Annotated in this window: 15 protein-coding genes and 1 pseudogene; 14 read left to right on the forward strand and 2 right to left on the reverse strand. The window is 54.0% G+C overall.

Going from position 1 to position 21,696, the window contains the following annotated elements:
- Positions 1–568: 568 nt before the first annotated feature.
- Together C8275_RS09620 and C8275_RS09625 are read right to left on the reverse strand one after the other, a co-directional pair.
- Complete coding sequence (locus C8275_RS09620; RefSeq protein WP_106484972.1) at positions 569–2,179, reverse strand: RagB/SusD family nutrient uptake outer membrane protein; 1,611 nt, start codon at positions 2,177–2,179, stop codon at positions 569–571.
- Between the two features lie 26 nt (positions 2,180–2,205).
- Entirely contained in the window at positions 2,206–5,199 is a 2,994-nt protein-coding gene (locus tag C8275_RS09625) for a TonB-dependent receptor (RefSeq protein ID WP_234395739.1), read from the reverse strand.
- 293 nt (positions 5,200–5,492) lie between these two features.
- Here C8275_RS09625 and fucO point away from each other — a divergent pair, with 293 nt between their 5' ends.
- The 14 genes and pseudogenes from fucO to C8275_RS09695 all read left to right on the forward strand — a co-directional run.
- Positions 5,493–6,647, forward strand: coding sequence for a lactaldehyde reductase (gene fucO, locus C8275_RS09630; protein WP_106484973.1), 1,155 nt, complete (start codon positions 5,493–5,495; stop codon positions 6,645–6,647).
- Positions 6,648–6,747: 100 nt separating this feature from the next.
- On the forward strand, positions 6,748–7,350 hold the full coding sequence (locus C8275_RS09635; protein ID WP_106484974.1) for a nitroreductase family protein: 603 nt from the start codon (positions 6,748–6,750) through the stop codon (positions 7,348–7,350).
- 419 nt (positions 7,351–7,769) lie between these two features.
- Positions 7,770–9,122, forward strand: coding sequence for a hypothetical protein (locus C8275_RS09640; RefSeq protein ID WP_106625794.1), 1,353 nt, complete (start codon positions 7,770–7,772; stop codon positions 9,120–9,122).
- Between the two features lie 54 nt (positions 9,123–9,176).
- Positions 9,177–10,412: an imelysin family protein gene (locus C8275_RS09645; protein WP_022384582.1), complete on the forward strand. Its 1,236-nt coding sequence runs from the start codon at positions 9,177–9,179 to the stop codon at positions 10,410–10,412.
- A gap of 21 nt (positions 10,413–10,433) precedes the next feature.
- The gene (locus tag C8275_RS09650; RefSeq protein WP_106484975.1) at positions 10,434–12,122 is read left to right on the forward strand and encodes a di-heme oxidoredictase family protein; all 1,689 of its coding nucleotides are present in this window, start codon (positions 10,434–10,436) and stop codon (positions 12,120–12,122) included.
- A 73-nt stretch (positions 12,123–12,195) separates the two neighbouring features.
- On the forward strand, positions 12,196–14,445 hold the full coding sequence (ccsA, locus tag C8275_RS09655; RefSeq protein ID WP_106484976.1) for a cytochrome c biogenesis protein CcsA: 2,250 nt from the start codon (positions 12,196–12,198) through the stop codon (positions 14,443–14,445).
- 104 nt (positions 14,446–14,549) lie between these two features.
- Positions 14,550–15,299: a polyprenol monophosphomannose synthase gene (locus C8275_RS09660; protein ID WP_106484977.1), complete on the forward strand. Its 750-nt coding sequence runs from the start codon at positions 14,550–14,552 to the stop codon at positions 15,297–15,299.
- Between the two features lie 5 nt (positions 15,300–15,304).
- Entirely contained in the window at positions 15,305–16,648 is a 1,344-nt protein-coding gene (locus C8275_RS09665; protein ID WP_106484978.1) for a dihydroorotase, read from the forward strand.
- A 38-nt stretch (positions 16,649–16,686) separates the two neighbouring features.
- Positions 16,687–17,580 carry a vitamin B12 dependent-methionine synthase activation domain-containing protein gene (locus C8275_RS09670; RefSeq protein ID WP_106484979.1) on the forward strand — a complete coding sequence of 298 codons (894 nt, stop codon included), beginning with the start codon at positions 16,687–16,689 and terminating at the stop codon, positions 17,578–17,580.
- A gap of 41 nt (positions 17,581–17,621) precedes the next feature.
- Positions 17,622–18,791: a metallophosphoesterase gene (locus C8275_RS09675; RefSeq protein WP_106484980.1), complete on the forward strand. Its 1,170-nt coding sequence runs from the start codon at positions 17,622–17,624 to the stop codon at positions 18,789–18,791.
- A gap of 35 nt (positions 18,792–18,826) precedes the next feature.
- Positions 18,827–19,561, forward strand: coding sequence for a 1-acyl-sn-glycerol-3-phosphate acyltransferase (locus tag C8275_RS09680; protein WP_022384589.1), 735 nt, complete (start codon positions 18,827–18,829; stop codon positions 19,559–19,561).
- A gap of 240 nt (positions 19,562–19,801) precedes the next feature.
- Entirely contained in the window at positions 19,802–19,939 is a 138-nt protein-coding gene (locus C8275_RS09685) for a hypothetical protein (RefSeq protein WP_234395740.1), read from the forward strand.
- 41 nt (positions 19,940–19,980) lie between these two features.
- Positions 19,981–21,201 carry an ISL3 family transposase gene (locus C8275_RS09690; protein WP_106483757.1) on the forward strand — a complete coding sequence of 407 codons (1,221 nt, stop codon included), beginning with the start codon at positions 19,981–19,983 and terminating at the stop codon, positions 21,199–21,201.
- Between the two features lie 5 nt (positions 21,202–21,206).
- Positions 21,207–21,696: pseudogene (locus C8275_RS09695) on the forward strand (transposase); the annotation flags it as partial.

A 21,696-nucleotide genomic window follows, 5' to 3' on the forward strand; every position in this document is an offset into this window, starting at 1 on the left:
TGAACACCCCGGGGCGGGAGACGGCGTACAGGGGGCACTCACGGACGCGGAAGGTCCCGGAATCGTCCGTTTCCGTGTCCCCCGACGTCCGGGAGAAGCCGGAAACACACGTCGACGGGGGCAAATGCGCTCGGATGGTCCGGGATACGGCATTTCCGGCGCCAACTGATGTTGCGAGACGCCGGAAAGGGCATTTCCAACGCCAAAATGTTTCGAAAGGTTAAGGATACGTCGTATCCTGCGCCAAAACATTTTTAAAGGTTAAGGATATGACGTATCCAGCTTCAAAACATTTCAAAAGGTTAAAGATACGTCGTATCTAGCGCCAAAATGTTTTGAAAGGTTAAAGATACGGCATTTCCAGCGCCAAAATGTTTTGTGAGACGCTGGATACGGCATTTCCTGCGTCCCAACCGATGAAAAGGTCCCGGAAACGCTGTTTCCTGCATCCGACGATTTCGGGAGACGCAGGAAAGGCTGTTTCCGGGACCAGAATGAAAAGAATAGGGGCTGTGTTCGGTTGCATCCGGGTTGTCCGCCTCGGGGAGGGGGTCCAGCCGACGGACGCTCAACGGTGGAGATTCGGATTCAGGATGGCGTCTTCGTACGGATAGGGCGAATACATCCGGCTGTCATCCCAGCTGCCGGTCACGGGGACCGCCTCCTTGCGGAAGACGCCCGGAGCGACTTCAATCTCAGGGTTCTGCTTGCGGAACTCGAAATGCTCCTTGAAGCGGTACATGCGGAACATGTCGCGTGCCCGCGATGCCAGTCCGCCCCAATAATAGCCGGCTATCTCCCACCCGTGTTCGTTGTATCCCGCTTCGGCGAGTTCCTCGGGGGTCATTGCCGTGGTGTAGAGGTTGGAAGCCTTCCCGTCGGCACGGTTGCGCACGCGGTTGAGCATCTCCACCGCCTTGGTGGTCACCTCGCCAGCCCGCCCCGTCGCCTCGGCAAACCAGCAGTAGACTTGCGCCAGGCGGATGACCTGCACGGTCTTCTCGCCGTTGGATGACAGGATTTGCGGGTTGGTATAGTCAAATTCCGTTCCGCGTTCGGGCGACTCCACGGACTTCATGAACACGGGCGCCACGACTTCGCGCGAGGGCGGGTCGGTGTCATACCACCAGTCGTGGAGTTCGCCGTCGGTGAGCATGATTTTGGGGAAATAGGTCGCCTCCTTGCGCGGTCCGTCGGGGAAGTCCTTCCAGAACTTGATTTCGCCGTTCGTGTCGCCCCAGCCGTTCTGCATCATGTCCTGGAGGATGTCGGTCTGCGGAATCGCCTGTGCCGTGCGGTCGCGGTTGTAGTAGATGCCGAGGATGACCTCCGGGTTGTTGGCATTGTACGCCATCGAGTGCACCTGGCTGAAGTCGTCCAGCAGACGGTAATAGTACGTGCCGTCCTCCACGCCGTCGATGACCTCCTCCGCCTTGTCGGCTGCGAGGCGGTAATACTCCGCGCCCTTGTTGAGGGGCCATCCTGCCATGCACATGTAGACGTACGAGAGGGTTGCCTGGACAGCTCCCCGGCTGACGGCGATGTTGACGCCGTTGCGGGCGTAAGGCTCGGAGGTGTACATCACCGGGCAGCCTTCTTCAGCGGTCTTCAGGTCGGAGACGATGAGCGCGTAGACGTCTTCCACCGACGAGAGGGGCGCCTCGTAGTTGATTTCCTCTTCGAGCATCACGGGCACTTCGCCCCAGGTGGTCACGAGGTAGAAGTAGGAGTACGCGCGCCAGTAGTGTGCCTGCGCGATGGCCTGGCGGATGGTTTCCTCTGCCACGCCGGGCGTGCGGGCGGCATTGTTGATGATGAAGTTTGCCGCCTTGATGACCTTGTAGCGTTGTTCCCACATGCTCACGAGCCAGGAGTTGTTGTCGGTGACGCTGTACTGGTCATGTTCGCGCAAGGGCTGCTTGTTGCTTGCCGGGTGGGTGGAGATGTCGTCGCCCGCGAGGAAGTTGGTTCCGCAGTAGTTGTTCTGTCCCTGCGAGACGGCGATGACGGAGTAGAGTGCGTTGAGGGAGGCGTCGAGGTCCTCCTTTCCGGTGAAGAATCCGCCGGTGGTCATCTGCCCCTTGGGGTCTTCGGTGAGGAAATCGCTGCACGCGGGCATGCCTGCGGCGAGGGCTGCCAGCAGCAGGAGGCTGCCTGTATGTCGGTAAATCTTTTTCATGATGGATTCGTGTTTGGGTTAGTCAATCAGAAGCTGAGTTTCACGCCGAAGGTGACGGTCCGCGGCACGGGATAGGCGCCATAGTCCAGTCCGTCGTATCCCGCATAGACCTCGGGGTCCATGCCCTTGTATCCGGTGATGGTGAAGACATCCTGTGCGCTGACCGAGAGCTGGATGGCTGCAATCCGCGTGAACTTGCGCGGGATGTGGTAGGACAGGCTGATGTTCTTCAGCTTGATGAACGAGGCATCCTCCAGCCAGAAGTCGGAGTTGGCATAGTTCTTATTGTCAGGGTTCGTCAGGCTGGGGTAACGTGCGTCCGCCTTGTCCTGCACGTAGTCCCACCCTTTGAAGTAGGCGTCATGCAGACGGATGAAGCGTGTGACGCCCGTCATGGAGGAGGTCATGAAGCGGCTGATGTTCAACCGCTCGTATCCGGTGGCTGCGGTGAAAAAGACGTTGAGTGTCCAGTTGCGCCAGGTCACGTTGTTGTTCCAGCCGAAGGTCCACGCGGGACTCGCCTGCCCCTTGACGACGAGGTCGTCGGAGGTCGGTGTGGTGGTGAGCGTCCCGTCCTGTTTCTGGTAGAGGTTCGCCCCCTTCTCGTCGAATCCCTTCCAGCGGTAGACGTAGAAGGAGCCCAAGGGGTATCCGGGCTTCATGATTTGCATGTATCCGCCCAGGTCGCTGTAGTTGGCGTTGAGGACGAAGTCGTTTCCGGCAAGGTCGATGACCTCGTTCTTCACAAAGGCTGCATTGAAGTTGGTTTCCCAGACGACGCTCCGCTTCACGGGGAAGGTGTTCACTGACAGTTCCACGCCGGTGTTGTCGAGCTTGCCCTGATTCACCCAGTAGGTTCCTCCCCCGTTGTAGCGCGGCACCTGTTTCTGGAAGAGCAGGTCGACCGTCCGCTTCTTGAACCAGTCCAGCGAGAGGTTGACTCCGCCGAGGCTGACGTCCAGTCCGACGTCATACTGGTAGGTCTTCTCCCACGTCAGGTCGGGTGTGGCGAACTGATTGCCCCAGTATCCGGTGTATCCCGAGGTGCTGCCCCAGCCATACGAGGTGGATGACAGCATGCCGAGGGTGCTGTAGGAGGAGATTGCCTGGTTTCCGGTGACGCCGTAGCTGGCGCGGAGCTTCAGTTGCTCCACGAGGTTCTGCCGTTGCATGAAAGGCTCGCGTGCCACGTCCCACGCCAGCGCCACCGAGGGAAACCAGCCCCACCGATGGTCCTTCTGGAATTTCGACGAACCATCGGCGCGCAGGGCGGCTGTAAGGAAATAACGTTTCTTGTAATCGTAGCTGGCGCGGACGATGCCCGAGGCGAGCGACGATTCGGAGTAGGAGTTGCTCTCGTTGCGGACGGCTGCATTGCCGATGTTCCAGTAACCGACGCTCTCGTTGTTCAGGTTCGAGCCTCCTGCCTGCAATCCGGTGTCGATGGTCTGGCTCAGCTCCCAGACAGCGGTTGCCGAGAGGGTATGGTCCCCGAAGGTTCCCTGATAGGTCAGGTTGTTGGTGTTCTGCCAGTAGCGGTGCATGTTGCTGGTGTTGTTCATGCTGTTGATGGCTCCCGGCGCAATGAGTTTCGAGGAGAAGGAGTACGAGGGGCTGTGGTCGTAGTCATATCCTCCCTGCACGGAGAGGGTCAGCCCCTTGGCTATCTTGAAAAGCAAAGAAAGGTTCGCATTGAGGTTGTAGCTGTAGGAGTCACTGTAATTCTCCATCGCCACGCCGTAGGGATTGTTGGCGTTTGCCAGGTTGTAAGGGTCTCGGTTGTAAACCCCTGTTTCGGGGTCCTTCATCTCCATCGTCGGCGAGAAGCTGAGGATGTGGAACCAGCTGGGCGCCCCGTTCGCCTGGTGGATGACGGCGCCGTTGAGCTTCGCGGACACGGTCAGCCAGGGGCGGACGTCGGCATCCACGTTGGCACGGAAGCCGTACCGCTTGTAGGTGGAGTTGATGGTGACCGCCTCCTGGTCGAGCAGGTTGCCCGACAGCAGGTAACGCACCTTCTCGCTGCCGCCCGATATGCCGAGGCTGTAGTCCTGTGTCAGCGCGGTCTGCGTCATGAGGTTGAGCCAGTCGATGCCCTTCGTGCCGTTCCTGTAGGCTTCCAGGTCCTCGGCAGGAATCGTCTGCGAGCCTCGTATGTCGTTCAGTGCCTGTGCATACTCGTAGGCACTGAGCAGTTCGTAGTTCTTCCGCACCTTCGAGATGCCCCATTTGCCATCAAAGGTGATGCGGGCACGTCCCTCCCGTCCGCTGCGCGTGGTCACCAGGATGACGCCGTTCGCTCCCCGCGAACCGTAGATGGCGGTGGACGATGCGTCCTTCAGGACCTCCATCGACTGGATGTCCTGCGGGTTCAAGCCGTCCAGTCCGCTGGACGAGATGATGCCGTCGATGACATAGAGCGGGTCGCTGCTCTTGTTGATGGAGGTTGTTCCGCGGATGCGCACCTTGGCTCCTGCACCCGGCATGCCGCTGCTCGACGTCACTTCGACGCCGGCGGTACGCCCCTGCAGGATGTCCGCCACATTCTTGACAGGCTGTTCTTCAAACTGACGCGCTCCGACGGTAGAGACCGAGCCGGTCAGGTCGCTCTTCTTCACCGTGCCGTAACCCACGACCACCACTTCGTCGAGCAACTGGTTGTCTTCCTCCAGGACAACGGGATAATTGTTGAGGCGCCGGTGCACACGGATTTCGCGTGTCGTGTAGCCAATGTACGAAACCACAAGCGTTGACCGTGGAGGCACATCGAGGATGAACCGTCCGTCGAGGTCGCTTGTAGTTCCGATTTTCGGGTCGCCCTTCACGGTGATGGATGCACCGATGATGCTCTCTCCATGCTTGTCGGTGACCAGTCCCGTGACACGCTTTTTCCCGTTCTGCAAGATTTCTTCCACTTCATAGGATTTCCCGGGTGCCGGCATTTCACCCTGGGCGTAGAGTGCCGCAGGCGAAGCCACCACCAAGAGGCTGAACAAAACCCATTTGTGATTCTTTTTCATGATACTGATTTTAGATAGTTCCGGGAAACGTCGGGCAAAGGACGTACCAAAAGCGCAGGCTCCGCACGACCGGAGAGGATAACCGGCGCATTTTCCGCTGCTTACACATTCCGCGCATCCGGCAGTTCCCCCGCCGTCGGTGTGGAATCTGTGTAAGAAATCCACACAACAACCATTCACACCGCACACATAAATCCCAACAACTGTTGGGCAACCCAATCTTTTTTCGTTCCTTTGCGGCACAAACCTTTGCTGAAATCTGATTTATTCACATCTATAAAACCCAACAAAACATGATTAACCGATTTATCTTGAATGAAGTCTCTTACTTCGGTCCGGGTGCCCGCGAGGTGTTGCCGCAGGAAATCGAACGTCTGGGACTGCACAAAGCCTTCGTGTCAACCGACAAAGACCTGATAAAGTTCGGCGTGGCAGACAAGGTACTGAAGGTGCTCGAACAGGCAGGCATCCCCTATGTCGTGTTCAGCGACATCAAGCCCAACCCGACGGTTGCCAACGTGAAGGCAGGCGTGAAAGCCTTTGCCGAGTCGGGTGCGGACTTCATCCTTGCCATCGGCGGCGGCTCGTCCATCGACACGTCGAAGGCAATTGGCATCATCACGAACAACCCGGAGTTCAGTGACGTGGTTTCGTTGGAGGGTGTCGCCCCGACGAAGAAGAAGTCCGTCCCCATCATTGCGCTCCCGACTACGGCCGGCACGGCTGCCGAAGTCACCATCAACTACGTCATCACGGACGAGGCGAACGAAAAGAAGATGGTTTGTGTCGACCCGAACGACATCCCCGCCATTGCCATCGTGGATGCCGAGCTGATGTACACGCTTCCCAAGAGTCTCACCGCCGCAACCGGACTCGACGCGCTGACGCATGCCATTGAAGGCCTCATCACCAAGGGCGCGTGGGAAATGAGCGACATGTTTGAAATCAAGGCTATCGAAATGATTGCCCGCTACCTCGAAACCGCCGTCTTCGAACCGACCAACGCCGAAGCACGCAACGGTATGGCGGTGGCACAGTACATCGCCGGCATGGCATTCTCCAACGTCGGTCTGGGCGTAGTCCACGGCATGGCCCATCCCCTGGGTGCCATCTTCGACATCCCCCACGGTGTGGCAAACGCCTTGTTGCTGCCGACCATCATGGAATTCAACGCTCCGGCAGCCCTCGACAAGTATGTCGACATTGCCAAGGCGATGCAGGTCTACAAGGACGGCATGACCCGCGAGGAAGCCGCCCGTGCAGCCGTCGATGCGGTGAAAGCCTTGTCCGTCAAGGTGGGCATTCCTCAACATTTATCTGAATTGGGCATCAAGGCGGAAGACCTTCCCAAGCTTGCCGCTTCTGCCATCAAGGATGTCTGCACGCCGGGCAATCCGCGTGAGGTGACGGAAGAAATCATTCTGGATTTATATAAGAAAGTATTATAATACGCTTTCATAACTTAAAAAGAGAAGTGCAGTCAGGGTCCCGGTCTTGTCTGCACTTCTTTTTTGTCTATCTTTCCGCCGACTTTAACCCACATAACGTATGGAAAGAAATTTTAGAGAAGCAATGACCCACCGCCGGACGTATTACCGGCTGGGCAAACGTGAAATTTTATCGCATCAGGAATTGCACAAGCTGATGGAGACCGCCCTGTTGCATGTGCCCTCCGCCTTCAATTCACAGTCGGCACGCCTCGTCCTCCTGTTGGGCGAACAGCACGACCGCCTTTGGCAGATTGTCAAGGACACGTTGCGTCCCCTTGTTCCCGCCGATGCCTTTGTCAAGACGGAAGAGAAAATCGACCAGGCTTTTGCCTCGGGTTACGGCACGGTGTTGTTCTACGAAGACCAGGACACCGTGAAGCAGCTCCAGGAACAGTTCCCCCTGTACAAGGATAACTTCCCGACGTTCTCCGAACACAGCACCGCCATGCATCAGTTTGCCGTATGGACGATGCTGGAGGATGCCGGACTGGGTGCCTCGCTGCAACACTACAATCCGCTCATCGATGAGGCCGTAGCCCGCGAATGGCAGTTGCCGGCATCGTGGAAGCTCACGGCACAGATGCCTTTCGGCAGCCCCGAGTGCAAACCCGACGAAAAGACCTTCCTCCCGCTGGACGGACGTCTGAAGATGTTCGAATAAGGTCCCGCTCTCCCCGAGAGATGCCTCCCGATGCCTGGCAGACGTGTCCCACGGCACAGTCGCCACCCGTCGGGAGGCATCTTCTTTTTCCATCCCCTTCGGGAGGAGAACATGCGTTCGTTTTATTTTACATAAATCGTTATCATCCATTCCTTTCACGCAACATTTATTTAGCTAATTGTTGTTTTCACGGACGCGTCCGTTGCGATTAAACCCTCCTCTCCCACACGGAGTGATTATTTCCATAAAAATCTATTTTACAAATCACTATCCATTCATTTCTTTGCTTTTCGTTTCATTTTTCCAATACCCATTTGTTATCATTTTGATTCATAAATTACCAACTTTTAGGTATTGTCCCCTAGCCTTCCGACGCACTACTTTTGCAACCGAAAAGTTCAACAAAAGTAGAAACCACGATTATGAAAACCAGTATGCTGTTTGCTTCCTGCCTTCTGTGTGCCCTGTCGGCATCTGCCCATCCGTCGGATGTAGCCGACGGGAAGACCGACGGAGCGAAGACGGAAGCCTCATCGAGCAATCCAAAAGAAGAGAGTCCCCGGAAAACATCGCGCCTCCGCATCGGAGGCTATGGTGAAGCCGTCTATTCACGGAACTTCTACAGCGACAATGTCTACCGCTACACACGGCCCGGGGATTACAAAAACGACCCCAGCCACGGACGTTTCGACATCCCGCATGCCGTCATCTATCTGTCCTATGACTTTGGCAAAGGATGGAAGGTGTCAACGGAAATCGAGTTTGAACATGGCGGCAGCGGCGGCTCTCACGAACAGGAATTCGAGGAGGCGGGCGAATGGGAACAGGAAGTGGAGAAAGGCGGCGAAGTGGAGCTGGAACAGTTCTGGATTGAGAAGTCGTTCTGCGACGCATTCAACATCCGTGCCGGACACATCATCGTCCCCGTCGGCCTGACCAATGCCTACCACGAGCCACTGAACTTCTTCACGGTCTATCGCCCCGAAGGCGAAGCCACCATCTTCCCCTGCACCTGGCACGAGACGGGCGTCAGCCTTTGGGGACGTGCCAAGGACTGGCGCTACGAGGTGCAGATGACCGCCGGACTGGATGCCTTCCTGTTCTCGCGCGACAACTGGATACAGAACGGCAACCACTCGACCTTCGAATTCAAGGTTGCCAACAAGTATGCCGTTGCCGCCCGGGTGGACAACTATTCCGTCAAAGGTCTGCGCATGGGCTTGAGCGGCTATTACGGCTACTCGATGCACAACACGCAGCCGCACGACCAGGAAGGTGCAGGCAAACCCTATGACAAAGTGAAGGGCGAAGTGCTCATCGGTGCATTCGACTTCACGTACAACGACCACAACTGGATTGTCCGCGGCAATGCCGACTACGGTTACCTGGGCGATGCCGCAGAAATCACCCGTGCCAAGCGTGGCGTCAGCTCGAACAACTCCCCCTACGACAAGACTTCGGTCGGAAAGAATGCGGTAGCCATCGGTATCGAAGCTGGTTATGACCTTTTCTCCCTGTGGCACAAACTGAAGGACAAAGAGCAGAAGCTGTATGTCTTCGGCCGCTATGACTACTACGATTCCTGCATTCCAGAAGCCACACAGACACGCTATGACTATACCCGGCGCCAATGTATGACCTTCGGCTTCAACTACCACCCCATCGAGCAGATTGTGGTCAAGGGGCAGTTTGCCAAACGCTTCTTTACCCATGCCTACAACGACGAACCTTCCGTGTCGCTCGGCATCGCCTACATGGGCTTCTTCCTCTGACAAGAGTATCCTCACGTCAAACCAAGTTAAACATCCAATAAAACCTAAAGCATCATGAACAGATTAGCAAAACTCCCCCTCTATCTGATGATGGGATTTGCAGGCATCTTCAGTTTCAGTGCCTGTAGCGACGACGACAACAAGGTTTCTTCTACCGACGGACTGATTTCCGACAACGAATTGCAGACCATCGTGCAACAGTACGTCGATGCCACCGTCAACCCGACTTACAAACTGCTCGCCGCAGAGACCGAAAGCCTCGCCAACAGCCTTGCCGACCTCCGCGACAAAGTGAAGAACGGCACGGTGACCGATGCCGAAATCAAAAACGTGTGCGACATCTTCCTGCGCGCCCGCTCTTACTACGAAACCAGTGAAGCATTCCTCTTCGGTGCAGCCAGCGACTACGGCATCGACCCGCACATTGACTCCTGGCCCCTCGATGTGGACGAACTCAAGACCCAGCTCAGCAACACCCTGCTCTTTGCCAAGATGGAGGCTGACGAAACCGGAATGTATGCCAATTCGCTTGCCACTACCTTGCTGGGGTTCCACGGCATCGAATACGTACTCTTCCGCGACGGAGAACCCCGCACCGCCGAGGCACTGAAAGGGAACGACCCGGACTTGAACAACCTGAGCGGCTACAATGAAATCGTGTATGCCACGTCGGTGGCACGCGACCTGCGCAACAGTTGCTTCCATATGGAATGTGCCTGGAATGCGCAAGCTCCCCAAAGCCACATCGACATCGTGGAGAACGTGTGCGAATGGTCTGCCTCTGTCGTCGACCAGGACTATACCTATACGGACAAGATGCTGAACGTCAACAAGCCGGGCTATGGATTCGCTTCTTGGAAAGAAGCTATTAGCGAAATCCTCGTGGCAGGCTGCATCAATATCTCCGACGAAGTGGGCAACACGAAACTGGGCAAACCGGTCAGTGGCGATGACGTGAACTACATTGAGTCGCCTTACAGCCACAAGTCGCTCGACGACTTTACCGACAACATCGTCAGCATCGAGAACTCCTACATGGGCGGCCGCGAGGAGCTCCGCGACGAGAGCAAGTCGCTCCACGCATTGATGCAGAAGTACAATCCGACGCTGGACACGCGCATGCTGAATGCCATCCAGAATGCGAAAGCCAAAATCCAGGCAATCCCCCACCCGTTCGTCTCCTACATCCAGGAACAGACCGACCGCACGGCCGGACAAGCCGCCATCGAGGCTTGCAACGAGCTGAGCAATGTGACCCAGGATATCAACAACTATATCCTGGCGAACTAAACATCCTAACTACGACTAGCCATGAACAAAAAGTATTTCTTCTACAGTTGCTGCCTGGCCCTCGCCCTCGCCTCATGCAGCGACGATGACAACACACCCGGCAACGAGCCGTCTGCCACCCACGACGACTATTCGTACGTAGGCAAGGCAGTAGGCAACTTCACAGCCGAAGAGTGGTATCCCGGCGGTGAACTGGGGACGACCGACAACATCGCGTCCAATTCGTACGAAGACGAGACGCCGGCTGTCACCAACCAGGGGCTGTCGAACCTGTTCAAGTTCGGAGAATCCTTCTTCGAGCGCACCTTCAACTCCACCACCAAGCCGTTCAACGGACTGGGTCCGGCATGGACGCGCGACGCCTGCCTCACCTGCCATCCCGGATACGGTCACGGGAAACGTGTGACCAGCTACAACGCCAATGAGTACGGCAACGGCTACCTGCTCGTCGTCTACCATCCCGACACACAAGGATACATCACCGAAGTGACAGGAATGCCCCAGACCCGTGCCTCCTATCCGTTCCTTCCGCCAATTGACGAGAGCGGCATCCATCTCGAATGGAAGACTGCGACGGACGGCGCCCTGCCCACGACCTTTCCCGACGGAGAAACGTATGAACTGATTTATCCGGAAATCACCATCGACCAGGAAGCCTTCAACACCAATCCGAAACCGACGAACTACGAGGTGCGTCTGGAGTCCACCATCGGTATTTACGGGACCGGACTCATCGATGCCATCCCGGAAGAGGAGCTGAAGAAACAATATCAGACGGAAGCTTCCGCAGGTGCCACACTCAATCCTGCCATGTGGGATGCGACCGCCAACGACTGGGCCTCGACGGCATGGTACACAGGCTATCCGGCCAATGCAACCGACCGTACTCCGCACATCAAGCGTTACACCTACGCACTGACCCGTGCCACCCTGCAAGACGGTCCGGGAGCCAATGCCATCTGGAACATCACCAATGTGACCCGTTCCGACCGTCCGAAGCTCTACACGACGGATGCCTGGGCAAAAGCCATGTCAGAGAACGAAGAGGTCATCAATACCATCCTGAAAGAAGGCAAAGACGAGGAGTCATTGCTCCATCCCTACTATGCCGACGGCACCCGCGAAGGCATAGCCAAGGCTGTGGCGACCCTGCTGTCGCCGAACACCAACCAGTTTGACAACGACGTATACAACTTCAAGCCGGAGATGCAGGATGACAACTACTACGAGCTCATGGTGTGGCATCGCGGACTGGCTGTCCCCCGTGCCCGCAACCTGCACAGCGAACAGGTGCAACGTGGCAAGGAACTGTTCTACCAAATGGGATGTACCGCCTGTCACCGTCCCTCCTGGAAGACCGGCAGCGACAACTATTGGGCAGACACCGTCGTCAAGGGACAAGGCGAACTACCCAAGTACGCCAACCAGACCATCTGGCCTTACTCCGACTTCATCCAGCATCGTCTGTTCATGAAGAATGACATCCGCGGAGCCTGGTGCCGCACGACTCCACTTTGGGGACGCGGCCTCTCCAAAGCCAATACCGGAGCCGAAGACCGTTTGCACGACTGCCGTGCCCGCAACGAAGTGGAAGCCATCATGTGGCATGGCTACAGCCGTGAGAGCGATGCCTTCCGTTCCGCAGAAAAATTCTATAACCTGCCCAAGGAAGACCGCGACGCCGTCGTAGCCTTCATCCGGGCTATCTGATTACCGTTGACGGGCAGACGAATACCGTTGTCTGCCCGTCAACCTTTTATATTACCTCCTGACCTGACCCTGTATGAAACGCATAGCCTTCTTCCTCCTGTACCTGCTCATCCTCCTGCTGGGCATCATTACTTTTATCGAAAAGAGCCGGGGCACTCCCTTCGTCCTGGAGCATTTCTACGGTTCGTGGTGGTTTGCCCTGCTTTGGGGCATACTGGCACTCACCGGCATGCTCTGCTTTTTCCGCCACAAACGCCACCGGATGTACAGCCTGTCCTTGCATCTGTCTCTGGTAATCATCCTGCTTGGCGCTCTGCTCACTTTCCTCACGGCACGTCGGGGAATTGTCCATCTGCGCGAAGGAGTTCCGGTCAGCAATTACCTGGAAGAGACCGGCAGCGGACAGCGCGTCCGTCCCCTCCCGTTCACCCTGATTCTGGACCGTTTCCAGGTGACTTACCACAGCGGGACGAATGCTCCCGCCGACTATCGCAGCCACTTTACCCTGAATGATATGCAACGACAGACGACCGTACAAGGCATGGTTGCCATGAACCAAATCTACACCTATCGGAACATCCGTTTCTATCAGTCCTCCTACGATTCCGACGAACGGGGCAGCTATCTGACTCTGAACAAAGACCCTTGGGGCGTAACCGTGACCTACCTCGGCTATTTCCTGCTCTTTGCTTCCCTGCTCGGTATGCTCGCCGACCCGAAAGGCAGCTTCCGCAAACTACTGCGACATCCCGTCTTGCGCAAGGGCGCCTTCCTCCTGTTCGCTGCAGCTTTTCCCTGCCTTGTCAACGCACAGGAAGAAAAGCCACGCACCCTGACGGAAGAACAAGCCCGACAACTTGGTGAACTGCTGATCGAATACAATGGACGGGTATGCCCACTCCAGACATTTGCCATCGATTTCACCAAAAAACTTAGCGGCAAACGCTCCTTCAAGCACTATTCCGCCGAACAAGTACTGACAGGCTTTATCTTCTATACACGCGACTGGGACCACGTCCCGCTGATTCATGTCAAAAGCCGTGCCCTCCGCAAAGCTACCGGACTGAAGGAATGGGCCTCCGTCGATGATTTCTTTTCTTCAAGTCAAGGTTATCTATTGGGAGACCTCATTGGAAACTACGACCCAAGGAAAAACACTCCGGAAGGAAAGGCTGCCACCGACATGGACGACCGCCTGCAACTCATCATGTCCCTGCGCCGCAAAGAATGTCTCCGCATGTTTCCTGCCACCAATACGAAAGGGAACGTCCGTTGGTACAGCCCCGTCGACCCACTACCCATCGAAACAGAAAGCGGACAAGCTCTCTTTGTCAATCAGGCATTCAACCTCATCTATCTGCTTGGGATTGTCCCCGGTCAGGAAGATGGATTTAAGGAAATCGTCGGAAAGGTAGACCGTTACCAACAGAAATACGGCGGTCATTCATTGCCTTCTGAACACCGTCTGAAAGCAGAACGTCTATATAACCATATCCCCTTTTCAGACCTTCTCTACAAAATCAATCTGACAGTCGGACTGGTCTTGCTCATTCTACATCTCATCCGTCTGCTACACAAAACCACGCCCACGGTACGCAAAGGCAGGTACCTGCAACATGCAGCCACCGGAGTGTTGCTCTTCTCATTCCTTGCTCTGACCGCCTGCCTGATACTCAGAGGCATCATCAGCCAACGCATCCCCATGGGCAATGGCTATGAGACAATGCTGGTACTTGCCTGGTGTGTGCAACTGATTACCCTGCTGGTCATCAAACGCCTCCCCTTTCTGCTGTCTTTCGGTTTCCTGCTTGCCGGCTTCTTCTTGCTGGTGTCTTCCATCGGACAGATGGATCCCCAGATTACCCCTCTTGTCCCGGTACTGTCATCCCCGCTGCTGAGCCTGCACGTTTCGCTCATTATGATGGCATACGCTTTGCTTGCCTTCACTTTCCTCTGTGGTATCGTTGCTCTGATATTGCAATTCTTCCGCCCCAACCAACCACTGCATGTCGAACACATACAGGCACTCCATGTCATCTCCCGGCTGTTTCTCTATCCCGCATTGGCACTGCTGGGCATCGGTATATTTGTCGGTGCCATTTGGGCAAATATCTCATGGGGACGCTACTGGGGCTGGGACCCTAAAGAAGTTTGGGCGCTCATCAGCTTCCTGTGCTATGCAGTCGCCCTTCACGGCACTTCGCTGCCTTGGTTCAGACGTCCGCTGAACTACCACCTCTATATGACAGGCGCTTTCCTGACCGTCCTGATGACCTACATTGGGGTGAATTATTTCCTCGGCGGCATGCACAGCTATGCATAAGGGAGAAACAAGGACACTCCCAAGAAAGAAAAAGCAGTCTGCCGTGTATGATTTTTGGAGATTATACTACCTTTGCAACACATACATTTATTTATAGAAGTCACATGCAAACAGCAGACAGCATTGTTATTATCCCGACCTATAATGAGAAGGAGAACATCGAAAACATCATCCGTGCCGTCTTCGGCCTGGAGAAAGAGTTCCACATCCTGGTCATCGAGGACGGTTCACCCGACGGAACAGCAGCCATCGTGCGCCGCCTGCAAGGTGAGTTTCCCGAGCGCCTGTTCATGATCGAGCGCAAAGGGAAGCTGGGATTGGGCACCGCCTATATCACCGGATTCAAGTGGGCCATCGAGCACCACTATGATTATATATTCGAGATGGACGCAGACTTTTCGCACAACCCCAACGACCTGCCCCGTCTCTATGATGCCTGTGCAAAAGAAGGGTACGATGTTGCCATCGGCTCCCGCTACATCAGCGGGGTCAACGTTGTGAACTGGCCCATGGGGCGTGTCCTGATGTCCTACTTCGCTTCGAAATACGTGCGTTTCGTTACCGGACTGAAGATACATGATACTACAGCCGGCTTCAAATGTTACCGACGCGAAGTCCTGGAAACCATACCGCTCGACCACATCCGTTTCAAGGGTTATGCCTTCCAGATTGAAATGAAGTTCACCGCCTACAAATGCGGATTCAAAATCAAGGAAGTGCCGGTCATCTTCATCAACCGCGAACTTGGAACATCCAAAATGAGCGGAGGCATCTTTGGTGAGGCCATGCTGGGCGTCATCCAACTGAAGCTTGACAGCTGGTTCAAACATTATCCCAAACGTAAACAATCCTAAGCCCTATGAACAGATTACTCATCGACCACGTCCGCATCATCAATGAGGGACAGACCTTTGACGGAGCCGTCGTCATCGAAGGCGAAAAGATTTCCGAAGTACTCCGTTCCGGAGAAAAGCCCCGTGCTGCATGCGACACCGTCATCGACGGTTCAGGTGCCTGCCTGATGCCCGGAGTCATTGACGACCATGTACATTTCCGTGACCCGGGGCTGACCCATAAGGCAGACATGGTGAGCGAAAGTCGTGCCGCAGCTGCCGGTGGCGTCACCTCATTCATGGACATGCCCAATACCAATCCGCAAACGACCACTCTGGAAGCCCTGGAAAACAAATTCCGGGATGCTGCCCTCAAAAGCCGGGTGAACTATTCGTTCTATTTTGGAGCGACCAACAACAATGCCCCCCTGCTGAAAGAGCTGGACAGGAATCAGGTCTGCGGCGTCAAGCTGTTCATGGGTTCCAGCACAGGCAATATGCTGGTGGACCGTATGGAAGCTTTACGCACAATCTTCCGGGAAGCAGGCATGATTATCGTGGCACACTGTGAGGACCAGTCCGTCATTTCGGAAAACACCCGTCGCTACAAAGCACTTTACGGAGATGACCCGGATGTCCGGTTCCATCCGGAAATACGAGATGACGAAGCCTGCTACCGCTCTTCCTCCCTGGCAGTCCGGTTGGCTGAAGAGACCGGAGCCCGCCTGCACATCGCCCATGTCAGCACTGCACGAGAACTGGAACTTTTCAGCAGCGCCCCCATGGAGCAGAAAGCCATTACCGCCGAAGCCTGCGTCGCACACCTCTATTTCACACAAGATGATTACGCGACATTGGGCACACGCATCAAATGCAACCCGGCCATCAAAAGCGCTGCCGACCGGGATGCACTGCGCCGTGCACTGACCGACGGACGGATTGATGTCATTGCTACAGACCATGCCCCCCACCTGCTGAAAGAAAAAGAGGGAGGAGCGCTGAAAGCCGTCTCCGGAATGCCCATGCTGCAATTCTCCCTCGTCACCATGCTCGAAATGGCAGATGCCGGCATCTTGCGTCCGGAAGACGTCGTGGAAAAGATGTGTCATGCACCGGCCCGCCTGTTCGCCATCGAAGGACGCGGTTACATCCGTCCGGGATACCAGGCAGACCTGGTCCTGGTGCATCCGAACAGCCCGTGGACGGTCGATAGCAATACCATCTTGAGCAAATGCGGCTGGAGTCCGTTGGAAGGGCACACTTTCCAATGGAGAGTGGAACGCACTTTTGTCAACGGACGGCAAGTATACAACCACGGACAGATTGACGACGACTGCCGCGGACAAGCCCTCCGCTTCCAGCGAAACTGATACGATTTATTTTTAACCCAACCTCAACATTTACAACTATGACTATCACTTACAGAATTCACGAACTGACCGACTACATCAACTGGATCTATTTCTTCCATGCCTGGGGATTTCAACCCCGCTTTGCCGAAATTGGCAACGTCCATGGATGTGATGCCTGCCGCGCCATGTGGCTGACGGACTTCCCGGTAGAAGACCGTCCCAAGGCAGCCGAAGCCATGCAGCTTTTCAAAGAAGCCCAACGCATGCTCTGGCAGTTGGATGAAGACTACAAGGTTCACGGTGTATTCCGCCTTTGTAAAGCCAACAGCAAGGGAGACAACCTGATACTTGACGATGAGACGGTATTCCCCCTCTTACGTCAGCAGACGGTCAAAAAGCCCGGAGCCCCCTGTCTCTGCCTGAGCGACTTTGTCCGCCCGATGGAACAAGGAGTCGCCGACACCGTAGGATTATTTGCCACAACCGTAGACCAGGAAATGGAAGAACTCTACGAAAACGACCCGTACAAACGCATGCTGGTGCATGTCCTTGCCGAACGCCTGGCTGAGGCAGCCGCTGAACGGTTGCATGAGCAGGTACGCAAAGAGTTCTGGGGCTATGCCAAGGATGAACGGCTCACCATTCCCCAACTGCTGAAGGAAGAATATCAGGGCATACGCCCGGCAGTCGGCTATCCTTCCCTGCCCGACCAATCCGTCACCTTCCTGCTCGATGAATTGCTGGACATGAAGCAAATCGGTATCCACCTGACGGAAAACGGTATGATGGATCCCCGTGCTTCAGTTTGCGGACTCATGTTCGCTCATCCACAATCCCATTACTTTGCCGTAGGAAAGATTGGAGAAGACCAGCTAGCCGACTATGCATCCCGCCGAGGCAAGAGCCTCGAAGAGATGCGGAAGTTCCTTGCCGCCAATTTAAGTGAGTAGTCCCTGGATTGCGAAAAGAAATAACCTGTAAATCTAATATCATGCTTCAACGAATCACCCTCTTCTTATTAATCTGCATGGTGTTATCCGATTGGTACATCTATGCAGCTTACATCCGCCATCTCACCCGACGATGGTGGCTCCGGTTACTCTACTTCCTGCCGTCACTCGTCTTGCTTGTGACACTGGTCATCCTTGTCATCCACGAAGATTACAGTGCACGACAGACCCATCTGACAGGATTGTTCGTCATCGTCTATATGGCATTTACCATTCCCAAAGGGTTGTTCTGCCTCTTCTCTCTCCTTGGCAGAGCATCCCGACGGTTATGGAAACCCGCAGCTACAGTCGGTACTGCTTCAGGTTTGTTTGTCGCTCTGTCCAGCATGGCAATGGTACTTTACGGCACTATTTGCGGATGGCACCGCTATGAGGTCAAAGAAGTCTCGTTCGAATCGGCTGATCTCCCTGAAGCCTTCGACGGTTACCGCATCGTACAGTTCTCGGACTTGCATATCGGAACCATTGCCGGTTATCCCCGTCGTGTCCAGGAACTCGTCGATCTCATGAACCGACAACAAGGCGATCTCATTGTCTTTACGGGAGACCTGGTCAATCACCGCGCCACGGAATTGGACGGTGTCGAAAACATACTCAAGCAGCTCCATGCTCCCGACGGTGTTTTCTCCGTACTGGGCAATCACGACTATAGCACCTACATCCGATGGAACAGTCCCCGTGAGCGGGCAGCCAATCTGGAAGAGCTCAAACAACGTCAGGCCCGAATGGGATGGCAAATGTTGAACAATGCCCATGCACTGATTCATCGGGGAGATACCTGCATCGCTTTGATCGGTGTCGAGAATCAAGGTTATCCTCCATTCCCGGAAAGAGGTGATCTCCCCAAAGCGATGAAAGGTACGGAAGGAATGTTCAAGGTCCTACTCAGTCACGATCCGACCCACTGGCGTCGTGAAGTATTGCCCGACACCGATATACAGCTGATGCTTGCCGGACATACCCATGCCATGCAGTTCCTGCTTTTCGGATTTACACCTGCCTCCTGGTTTTACCCTGAGAATCGTGGAATGTATCTGGAAAACGAACGCGGCCTTTACGTCAACATCGGCGCAGGTGAAGTTATGCTTCCCTTCCGCTTTGGCGCATGGCCCGAAATTACTGTAATAACTCTACACAAAAAACAGAAATAACCATTACCTTTGCAGCCAAATCGAATATCATAATCATGGGAAAAATAGTATATCGCGTTTATCAACTATGCATTGCATTGCCAATCTTGCTAGTCCTCACTCTACTGACGGCTTTGACCACCATCGTCGGTTCATTCATCGGAAGTGCGCACTTTTGGGGGTATTACCCCGGTAAGATCTGGTCCCAACTGATTTGCCGTATCCTGTTACTCCCGATTAAGGTCAACAATAACCAGCTGGTCAAAACCAACCAATCGTACATCTTTGTAGCCAACCATCAAGGTTCGTTTGACATCTTCCTGATATATGGTTTTTTGGGACGTAACTTCAAATGGATGATGAAGAAATCGCTCCGCAGCATTCCTTTTGTTGGAAAGGCATGCCAGTCTGCCGGGCATATCTTTGTTGATAAATCCGGTCCCAAGAAGATACAGGAGACGATTGAACAAGCACGCCATACATTGATTGACGGAACTTCGCTGGTCGTATTTCCGGAAGGCAGCCGCACTTTCAATGGGAAAATGAAACCATTCAAAAAAGGAGCTTTCCAATTGGCAGACGAGCTCCAGCTCCCCATTGTTCCCCTAACCATCGACGGTTCATTCGAGGTATTGCCACGTACCGGAGGTTTCATCAGACGTCACCGCATGATTCTCACCATGCATGATCCAATCTATCCACAGGGACAAGGACCGGAGGACATCAAGATTACCATGGAAAAAGCTTATTCAGCCGTACAAAGCCGTCTTCCTGAATGCTATAAGGATTAAAATCAAAGACGCGATATCATTCCAATACTTCCGCCGAAAGCCTCCATAACTTTCGCAGAAGTATTGGAATCTTTCTTTCCAAAAAGGGACATTCAGTAGGGACATTCAGTAAATAGTATAAAATTAGCCAACTAATTCATACATAAAGTATTGCGAATTAGTTGGCTTTTTTGTATCTTTAGGCATTCCCCCGAATTTAAGGTTTGGCAGCCAAAACGGGGGAAATTCCCAAACTAAGATATGGCTAAGATACAAAATATTTCAGAAATTCACCCTACTTTGGGCTTTACAGAATTTGATATTCTGGAAAAATATCGCAAGAGTTTTGGTTCATCCGACATTTCGCGTGATAGTTTATTAAAGAAGAAAAACCGCTGAACAAATTGTATATTTGAATAAGCACAAACAAATGTACAGTAATGAACAGCAGTTTTCTATATCATGCTTGGGGGTTATATAACCACAAATGCACTCGTGAGGAATACAAAGGTAATACAATTATCTTACATATTGAAGCAAAAGAGCGGAAGAAAGAATGTCCTAAGTGCGGGCATCGCCAATTGGTCAAGAACGGTTTTCGAGTTCGTGACTTTATAGGACTCCCGATAGGCGGCAAAAAGGTGATAATCCGCATGAAAGTCCAACGCTATAAGTGCAAGAATCAGGATTGTGATTATGACCGTCAGGAGAGCATACCCTTTGCCACGGGTAGTTGCGGTTACACCCATCGTTTCGCAAAATATGTAGTCGACCTGTTAAGGAGCATGACCTTGAAAGACGCAGCCAATCTCCTGGGCGTATCCTGGGATACCGTCAAGGATATCCATACGCGTCATCTTGAATACCATTACGCGCCTCCCTCCCTTGAAGGAGTGGACAGCATTGGCATAGATGAATTTGCGGTCAGGAAAGGACATGTGTACAAGACAATCGTGGTTGACCTAAAGAGTGGCCGTATTCTCTATGTCGGTAACGGCAAAGGAGCAGACGCCCTGGATGGCTTTTGGAAACGGATCAGAAGAAAAGGCGTTGGCATCAAGTATATTGCAACAGATCTCTCCGCCGCCTTCATCTCCTCTGTATATGAGAATTGCCCGAATGCGGTGCACGTGTTTGACCATTTCCATGTGGTAAAGCTTATGAACGAGAAACTGGATGAAATACGTAGGGTGCAATACCACATGGAAAAAGACATCAACAAACGCAAGGTGTTGAAAGGTACGCGATACCTGTTACTGAGTAATGGGGCGGATATCTTCGACAAGGAGTATAAGACACGGCTTGACAACGCGCTGGATATGAACAAGCCCCTGTCGCAGGCATACTACCTGAAAGAACAGCTCAGGGAAATCTGGATGCAGGTCAATAAGGACGATGCCGAAAGGGGCATGACGGATTGGGTAAAGCAAGCCCGGGAGAGCAAAGTGCCGCAATTGGTGAAGATGGCAACTACGGTAACGGCACACAGGACAGGCATACTCGCATGGTATGACTGCCATATATCAACCGGAAAGGTAGAAGGCATCAACAACAAGATAAAGGTCATGAAGAGAACGGCATATGGATTTAGGGATGAACGATACTTTGAATTGAGGCTATATGCACTGCATGATTGCCGCATCACGCGAAATGTCGGATGAACCAGAGTTTTCATGAGAGTGAGCTTGGCAGGCTTCATTCCGTGTTCCCATTTGACCGTATGGCAAAGACTATGGGCCTGTCGGAACAGCGACTGGGACGCAGGAACATCTTCAGTCCTTCGGCTAAGATTGCCCTCATGGTCCTGAAGGCGTACACCGGCTTCTCTGACAGACAGCTGGTGGAACATCTTAACGGAAACATACACTACCAGATGTTCTGCGGAATCATGATAAATCCGTCTTTCCCCATAACCAACTACAAGATAGTCAGTGCCATCCGCAATGAAATAGCATCCCGTCTTGACATTGATTCCCTCCAGGAAGTGCTGTCCTCACACTGGAAACCTTATCTTGAGAACCTTCATGTGTGTATGACCGATGCCACATGCTATGAGAGCCATATGCGTTTTCCTACGGATATGAAACTCCTTTGGGAAAGCCTGGAATGGCTCTACAGGCATATCTGCCTTCATTGCAGGGATCTGGGTATAAGGC

This window comes from Bacteroides sp. Marseille-P3684 (assembly GCF_900291465.1).
In the GTDB taxonomy this organism is placed as follows: Bacteria; Bacteroidota; Bacteroidia; order Bacteroidales; family Bacteroidaceae; genus Phocaeicola_A.

Bases quoted from the DNA above. Each gene is read 5' to 3' on its own strand.
- C8275_RS09620 (WP_106484972.1), bottom strand. From the start codon at position 2,179: ATGAAAAAGATTTACCGACATACAGGCAGCCTCCTGCTGCTGGCAGCC.
- C8275_RS09625 (WP_234395739.1), bottom strand. From the start codon at position 5,199: ATGAAAAAGAATCACAAATGGGTTTTGTTCAGCCTCTTGGTGGTGGCT.
- fucO (WP_106484973.1), top strand. From the start codon at position 5,493: ATGATTAACCGATTTATCTTGAATGAAGTCTCTTACTTCGGTCCGGGT.
- C8275_RS09635 (WP_106484974.1), top strand. From the start codon at position 6,748: ATGGAAAGAAATTTTAGAGAAGCAATGACCCACCGCCGGACGTATTAC.
- C8275_RS09645 (WP_022384582.1), top strand. From the start codon at position 9,177: ATGAACAGATTAGCAAAACTCCCCCTCTATCTGATGATGGGATTTGCA.
- C8275_RS09650 (WP_106484975.1), top strand. From the start codon at position 10,434: ATGAACAAAAAGTATTTCTTCTACAGTTGCTGCCTGGCCCTCGCCCTC.
- ccsA (WP_106484976.1), top strand. From the start codon at position 12,196: ATGAAACGCATAGCCTTCTTCCTCCTGTACCTGCTCATCCTCCTGCTG.
- C8275_RS09660 (WP_106484977.1), top strand. From the start codon at position 14,550: ATGCAAACAGCAGACAGCATTGTTATTATCCCGACCTATAATGAGAAG.
- C8275_RS09665 (WP_106484978.1), top strand. From the start codon at position 15,305: ATGAACAGATTACTCATCGACCACGTCCGCATCATCAATGAGGGACAG.
- C8275_RS09670 (WP_106484979.1), top strand. From the start codon at position 16,687: ATGACTATCACTTACAGAATTCACGAACTGACCGACTACATCAACTGG.
- C8275_RS09675 (WP_106484980.1), top strand. From the start codon at position 17,622: ATGCTTCAACGAATCACCCTCTTCTTATTAATCTGCATGGTGTTATCC.
- C8275_RS09680 (WP_022384589.1), top strand. From the start codon at position 18,827: ATGGGAAAAATAGTATATCGCGTTTATCAACTATGCATTGCATTGCCA.
- C8275_RS09685 (WP_234395740.1), top strand. From the start codon at position 19,802: ATGGCTAAGATACAAAATATTTCAGAAATTCACCCTACTTTGGGCTTT.
- C8275_RS09690 (WP_106483757.1), top strand. From the start codon at position 19,981: ATGAACAGCAGTTTTCTATATCATGCTTGGGGGTTATATAACCACAAA.